This is a genomic window from Streptomyces sp. NPDC059853, assembly GCF_042731495.1.
Lineage (GTDB): Bacteria > Actinomycetota > Actinomycetes > Streptomycetales > Streptomycetaceae > Streptomyces.
The window spans coordinates 1-3,616 of the sequence record NZ_JBHWJL010000408.1 but is presented as its reverse complement, the minus strand read 5'-3'; the positions used below and the strand labels follow the sequence as shown (position 1 = coordinate 3,616).

At 72.2% G+C, this 3,616-nt stretch carries 4 protein-coding genes and 1 pseudogene; 2 read left to right on the top strand and 3 right to left on the bottom strand.

Annotated features, from left to right (window positions below):
- The 3 genes from ACFV5N_RS25835 to ACFV5N_RS25825 all read right to left on the bottom strand — a co-directional run.
- Positions 1–949: glycosyltransferase (locus ACFV5N_RS25835; protein WP_385604362.1), on the bottom strand; the 949-nt coding region annotated here is incomplete at its 3' end.
- Between the two features lie 121 nt (positions 950–1,070).
- Entirely contained in the window at positions 1,071–1,484 is a 414-nt protein-coding gene (locus ACFV5N_RS25830) for a VOC family protein (RefSeq protein WP_385604360.1), read from the bottom strand.
- A 9-nt stretch (positions 1,485–1,493) separates the two neighbouring features.
- The gene (locus tag ACFV5N_RS25825) at positions 1,494–1,931 is read right to left on the bottom strand and encodes a helix-turn-helix transcriptional regulator (protein WP_385604357.1); all 438 of its coding nucleotides are present in this window, start codon (positions 1,929–1,931) and stop codon (positions 1,494–1,496) included.
- Between the two features lie 106 nt (positions 1,932–2,037).
- Between ACFV5N_RS25825 and ACFV5N_RS25820 the strand changes: the two genes are divergently transcribed.
- Complete coding sequence (locus tag ACFV5N_RS25820; protein ID WP_385604354.1) at positions 2,038–2,394, top strand: VOC family protein; 357 nt, start codon at positions 2,038–2,040, stop codon at positions 2,392–2,394.
- 3 nt (positions 2,395–2,397) lie between these two features.
- Positions 2,398–3,616, top strand: a pseudogene (locus ACFV5N_RS25815) (excinuclease ABC subunit UvrA); the annotation flags it as partial.

The following is a 3,616-nucleotide window of genomic DNA, read 5'->3' as shown; positions in this document are numbered from 1 at the left end:
CCTTGGGGGTGGGGGTGCGCACCGCCTCGGGCTTGCTGTTGTCGCCGCCGTGGTTTATTAACAGTACGGCGCAGACCAGCTCCAGGGGCTGGGGAACCGGTTCCTTGAGATGTTTGTTCGAGCCGGGTTCCGCACCGTCCAGGGGGATGCCGCCGGTGGCGACCACCGCCGTGACATCGAGCCCGGACAGGCCGGTGACGATGGTGCGCAGCGTGGTGGAGGGGTCCGTGGCCTCCGGTGGCAACGGCACCTTGCGGCCGGCCTCGCGGAAGGTGGGCAGGACGGTGCCGAGGGCGGCGAGCACCAGGGGCCGTTCGCCCGGCAGCCGGGCGGCCCAGGGCGGGAGTGCGCCGCTCACCTCGACCGCGGTGGTCTGCCGGTAGGCGAGCGCCGTGGTGGGGTGGCGGGCGAACCCGTACCCGCTGGGCATGTAGTCGAGCCGCCCGTACGGATACAGGCTCGCCGGGTCCTCGCGGGCCGGGAGCCCGGCGGCGGCCCGCAGCGCGTTGAGCGCCGGCAGCACAGGGCGGGGGTCGAGCAGGTTGAGAAAGCCGCTGGGGAAGGGCAGCTGGGGTACGTCGAGTGCCTCGGCGAGGACGACGGCGGCGAAGTCCATGCCGTCCCGGACGACGGCGTCGGGCCGTACCTCCTGTGCCACCTCCCGCAGGACGGCCAGCACGGTGAGCGCGTACGGTCCTGCCAGCAGGGCGGTCAGCGGGTGGTCGGGCGAGGACATGTCCTGGGCCGGGTCGAAGTCGAGGTCGCCGTCGGCGCCCGGGGCGTCCGGCAGCACGGGGCGCACGGTGATCCGGTCGGCGGCGAAGACCGGGGCGACGGCCTCGGTGGTGACGACGGTGACCTCGTGCCCGGCACCGGCGAGCGCCCGGGCCAGGGGCAGCAGGGCCCGGCCGTGCGAGGGCGAGGCCAGGGCGGTGCACAGGACGCGCATGGGGGATCCTTCCGGCGGACGGGGCGGCGACGGCGTGTGCAGACGTACCCCGGCCACCGGCCGCCGATGAGGATCCGGCCGCGAACTCACCCGTTCCGGTGGCGCGGCGCGCCCACCGTGGTCAGCGCAGCGGCTGGTTGAAGCGCAGCAGGTTGCCGGCCGGGTCGCGGAAGGCGCAGTCGCGCACCCCGTAGGGCTGGTCCATCGGTTCCTGGAGCACCTCGCCGCCGGCCGCGCTGATCCGTGCGAACGTCGCGTCGCAGTCGTCCGTCTCGAAGATCACACCGCGCAGCAGGCCCTTGGCCATGAGTTCGGCCATCACGGTGCGGTCCTCGGGGGAGGCGTTGGGGTCGGCGAGCGGCGGTTCCAGGACGATGCTCACCTCCGGCTGGGCGGGCGGCCCGACCGTCACCCAGCGCATGCCCTCGAAGCCGACGTCGTTGCGGACTTCGAGGCCGAGCGCGTCCCGGTAGAAGGCGATGGCCCGGTCGTGGTCGTCGACGGCGATGAAGCACTGGGAGATCGTGAGGTTCATGGGCTCACGCTACGGGCGGACGGCCGGGTGTGCTCCCTCGCCCCGGCCGGTCTTCACCGGCCGGGTGTGGATCTTGGCGATGCAGGCCGGGATGGCGGCGCCGTCGTCGTGGCGGCGGGCCCGGTAGGCGCTCGGGGTCTCGCCGACCAGCTGGGTGAAGCGGGCGGAGAAGGAGCCGAGCGAGGTACAGCCGACCGCCATGCACACCTCCGTCACCGAGAGGTCGCCGCGCCGCAGCAGGGCCTTGGCGCGTTCGATGCGGCGGGTCATCAGATAGCTGTACGGGGTCTCGCCGAACGCGGCCCGGAAGCTGCGGGAGAAGTGGCCGGGTGACATCAGGGCGCCGCGGGCCAGCGCGGCGACGTCCAGCGGCTCGGCGTACGCGCGGTCCATGCGGTCGCGGGCGCGGCGCAGCCGGACGAGGTCGTCGAGAGCGGGCCGTGTCACCCGTTCAGTGTCCCCAGACCGGTCAGGAATGGAGAAGCGCCGGCGGCGGGGGCCGATTACCGTGACTGACCAGGCAATACCGATCGAAAAACGCTCAGGAGTGATCATGTCCGGTACATCCACCGAGGGTGTCAGGACCGTGCTGCACCCGGTGTCCGACCTGGCCGCCGCCACGCCGGTCTACGCGGCGCTGCTCGGCACCGCGCCCCAGTCCGACACCCCGTACTACGTCGGTTTCGAGGCGGCCGGCCAGCAGATCGGCCTGGTCCCGGGCGGCGGCCCGCGGGCGATGACGTCCCCGGTGGCGTACTGGCACGTCGCCGACATCGAGGCCAAGCTGGCCGAGGTGACCGCCGCGGGCGCCACCGTCCACGAGCCGGTGCACGACGTCGGCGGCGGCCGGCTGGTGGCCACCGTCACCGACCCCGACGGCAACGTCCTCGGACTGCTCCAGGACCGCTGAACCATGACCCACACCGCCGACGATCACGATGTGATCCGGGTGCACGGAGCCCGCGAGAACAACCTCCAAGACGTCCATGTCGACATCCCCAAGCGCCGGCTGACGGTCTTCACCGGCGTCTCCGGCTCGGGCAAGAGCTCCCTGGTCTTCGACACCATCGCCGCCGAGTCGCAGCGGCTGATCAACGAGACCTACAGCGCGTTCGTCCAGGGCTTCATGCCCGCCCTGGCCCGGCCGGAGGTGGACGTGCTCGACGGGCTGACCACGGCGATCGTCGTCGACCAGCAGCGGATGGGGGCCGACCCCCGCTCCACCGTCGGCACCGCGACCGACGCCCACGCGATGCTGCGCATCCTCTTCAGCCGGCTCGGCCGGCCGTACATCGGGCCGCCGGGCGCGTTCGCCTTCAACGTGCCCTCGGTGCGGGCCAGCGGCGCCATCACGGTGGAGCGGGGCACGGCCACCAAGGCCGTCAAGCAGACCTTCAGCCGCACCGGCGGCATGTGCCCGCGCTGCGAGGGACGCGGCAGCGTCAGCGACATCGACCTCAGCCGGCTCTACGACGCCGGCAAGTCGCTCGACGAGGGCGCCATCACCGTCCCCGGCTACAAGGCGGGCGGCTGGAACTACCGGCTGTACACGGCGTCCGGCTTCTTCGACCCCGCCAAGCCGATCCGCGCGTACACCGAGCGGGAACTCCACGACTTCCTGTACCGCGAGCCGACCCGGATGAAGATCGAGGGCATCAACATGACCTACGAGGGGCTGGTCCCCCGGGTCAGGAAGTCGCTCCTCGCCAAAGACCGGGAGGCGATGCAGCCGCACATCCGGGCGTTCGTGGACCGGGCGGTCACCTTCACCGCCTGCCCGGAGTGCGGCGGCACCCGGCTGAGCGAGGGCGCGCGTTCCTCGAAGATCGCGGGCGTCAGCATCGCCGACGCGTGCGCGATGCAGATCAGCGACCTGGCGCGGTGGATCGCCGGACTGCGCGAGGAGTCGGTGGCGCCGCTGCTGACCGCGCTGCGGCACACCCTGGACTCGTTCGTGGAGATCGGCCTCGGCTACCTCTCCCTCGACCGCTCCGCCGGGACACTCTCCGGCGGCGAGGCGCAGCGGGTGAAGATGATCCGCCAGCTCGGCTCCTCCCTCACCGATGTGACGTACGTGTTCGACGAGCCGACCACCGGGCTGCACCCGCACGACATCCGGCGGATGAACGATC